Source organism: Inquilinus sp. CA228, assembly GCF_052078665.1.
In the GTDB taxonomy this organism is placed as follows: domain Bacteria; phylum Pseudomonadota; class Alphaproteobacteria; order DSM-16000; family Inquilinaceae; genus Inquilinus.
The window spans coordinates 1-2,414 of sequence record NZ_JBQJIK010000170.1 but is presented as its reverse complement, the minus strand read 5'-3'; the positions used below and the strand labels follow the sequence as shown (position 1 = coordinate 2,414).

At 73.5% G+C, this 2,414-nt stretch carries 3 protein-coding genes; 1 reads left to right on the top strand and 2 read right to left on the bottom strand.

Annotation, left to right across the window (positions count from 1 at the left end; translation table 11 throughout):
• Nucleotides 1–223: precorrin-6A/cobalt-precorrin-6A reductase (locus ACTOWL_RS37760; RefSeq protein WP_441326446.1), on the bottom strand; the 223-nt coding region annotated here is incomplete at its 3' end.
• The gene (locus ACTOWL_RS37755; protein ID WP_441326445.1) at nucleotides 213–1,307 is read right to left on the bottom strand and encodes a cobalt-precorrin-5B (C(1))-methyltransferase; all 1,095 of its coding nucleotides are present in this window, start codon (nucleotides 1,305–1,307) and stop codon (nucleotides 213–215) included. The genes ACTOWL_RS37755 and ACTOWL_RS37760, both read right to left, overlap by 11 nt.
• Before the next feature lie 71 nt (nucleotides 1,308–1,378).
• On the opposite strand from ACTOWL_RS37755, the gene cobA reads away from it, so the two are divergent.
• Nucleotides 1,379–2,218 carry a uroporphyrinogen-III C-methyltransferase gene (cobA, locus tag ACTOWL_RS37750; protein WP_441326444.1) on the top strand — a complete coding sequence of 280 codons (840 nt, stop codon included), beginning with the start codon at nucleotides 1,379–1,381 and terminating at the stop codon, nucleotides 2,216–2,218.
• Nucleotides 2,219–2,414 lie beyond the last annotated feature (196 nt).

Below are 2,414 nucleotides of genomic sequence, written 5' to 3'. Positions count from 1 at the left end.
TGGCGTCGACCACCCGGTCGATCCGCTCGTCCCGCAGATACGCCGCCAGCCCGTCGGCGCCGCCGAAGCCGCCGATCCGCGCCGCGCCGGGCAGCGCCGCCGGCTCCCGCGTCCGCCCGGCCAGCGAGGTGGTGACCTCCCACTCTCCGGCCTCGGCCAGGGCCCGGGCCAGCGCCGCCGCCTCGCCGGTGCCGCCGAGGATCAGGAGGCGCCTACCAGCCATGGGCGGCCCCCACCAGCCCGCCTTGGCGGTCGAACACCAGGATCTCGACCGCGACGCCGCTGCCCTCGACCACAGCCTGCGCCGTCGCCTGGGCTCGCCGCGCCACCAGGTCGGCCAGCGCGATGCTCGAGGCCAGGTCCAGCACCTGCTTGGCCGTGTTGGCGCGCCGTGCCTGCTCGACCATCCCGGCCGGGGCGCCGGAATCGGCCAACCGGTCGGCCAGCCAGTCGAAATCGACCTCGCTGCGGCCGGAATGGAGGTCGAGAAAGCCCTGCGCCAGCTTGGTCAGCTTGCCGAAGCCGCCGCCGATGGTCAGGCGCGGAATCGGATGCGCCTTCAGGTACTTCAGCAGCCCGCCGGCGAAGTCGCCCATGTCGAGCAGCGCCATGTCCGGCAGGCCGTGGCGCGCCACCACCGCGGCCTCGGAGGTCGACCCGGTGCAGCCGGCGACATGGGGCAGGCCCAGCGCCCGGGCGACGTCGATGCCGCGATGGATCGAGTGAATCCAGGCGGAGCAGGAGAACGGCACGACCACGCCGGTGGTGCCCAGCACCGACAGGCCGCCGACGATGCCGAGCCGCGGGTTCCAGGTTTTTTGCGCCAGCCGCTCGCCGTCCGGGATCGAGATCTCGATCACCACATCGCCGGCATCGCCGTGCTCGGCCGCGATCCGCGCCACGACCTCGGTCATCATCCGCCGCGGCACCGGGTTGATCGCCGGCTCGCCGGGCGGCACCGGCAGGCCGGGCAGGGTGACGGTGCCGACCCCCGGCCCGGCCTGGAAGCGCACGCCGGCCGCGCCGCGCCGCACCTCGGCGATCACCAGAGCACCATGGGTCACGTCCGGGTCGTCGCCGGCGTCCTTGATGATGCCGGCGCGAGCCCAGCCGGGTCCGTGGCCCTCCAGCGCCAGGGCGAAGGCCGGCGTCTCGCCGCGCGGCAGGGTGATCGTCACCGGGTCCGGGAAGCGGCCGGTCAGCAGCGCGGTATAGGCGGCGGCGGTCGCGGCGGTGGCGCAGGCGCCGGTGGTCCAGCCGCGCCGCAGCGGCCCCCCTTCGGGCGATTGGGCTGGTTTGCGAGCCATGATGGGTTTCGATACAGGATGCGTCGCGGGCTGCCTAGCCGCCGCGGCGCATGGCTTCTAAGGTGGCCGTGATGGTTGATCTCCCTCTGTCCTTTCCGGAATTCCAGCCCGGCTGGGTCTGGTTGGTCGGCGCCGGCCCCGGCGATCCCGGCCTGCTGACCCTGCACGCGCTGCACGCGCTGCGCTCGGCCGATGTCGTGGTCTATGACGCGCTGGTGTCCGACGCCATCATCGGTTTGGCCGCTCCCGGCGCCGCGCTGGAATTCGCCGGCAAGCGTGGCGGCAAGCCCTCGCCGAAGCAGCCCGACATCACGGCGAAGCTGATCCAGCTGGCCCGGGCCGGCAAGCGGGTGCTGCGGCTGAAGGGCGGCGACCCGTTCGTCTTCGGCCGGGGCGGGGAGGAGGGGCTGGCCCTGGTCGACGCCGGCATCCCGTTCCGCATCGTCCCCGGCATCACCGCGGGCGTCGGCGGCCCGGCCTATGCCGGCATCCCGGTGACTCATCGCGACACCAACCACGCCGTCACCTTCCTGACCGGCCACGACGCCACCGGCGACGTCACCGCCGGGGTCGCCTGGGACGCGATCGCCCGCGGCTCGCCGGTGATCGTGGTCTACATGGCGATCAAGCACATCGGCCGGATCGCGGCCCATCTGATCGAGGGCGGCCGGTCGCCGGCCGAGCCGGTGGCGGTGATCAGCCGGGCGACGACACCGCAGCAGCGGGTGCTGGAGACCACGCTGGCCAAGGCGGCGGAGGATGTCGTGGCCCAGGGCATGGAGGCGCCGGCCGTGGTGGTGGTGGGCGAGGTGGTTCGGCTACGGGCGGCGCTGGACTGGCTCGGCGCACTTGAGGGCAAAGCTCTGACCCCCGATCCGCTTGGCACCCGCTCCAAAGGTGGAGTGGGGTGATGGCTTCGGCGGCCATCCCCCTCACCCTCCCGTCGCCTGCGGCGCCGGGCCCCTCCCTCTCCCCGAGGAGAGGGGAACAGAGCCGCGGCCCTATTCACCTCTCCTTGGGGAGTGGTCGAAATCGCCCCGCGATTTCGGGGGAGGGGGCGAGCGCGGTCCGTCCGACGGCAGCGCCCTAGCCAGTCCCGCCCTGATG

What these genes read in the sequence shown, in the direction of transcription:
- cobA (WP_441326444.1), top strand. Translation starts at nt 1,379, where the DNA reads ATGGTTGATCTCCCTCTGTCCTTTCCGGAATTCCAGCCCGGCTGGGTC.
- ACTOWL_RS37755 (WP_441326445.1), bottom strand. Translation starts at nt 1,307, where the DNA reads ATGGCTCGCAAACCAGCCCAATCGCCCGAAGGGGGGCCGCTGCGGCGC.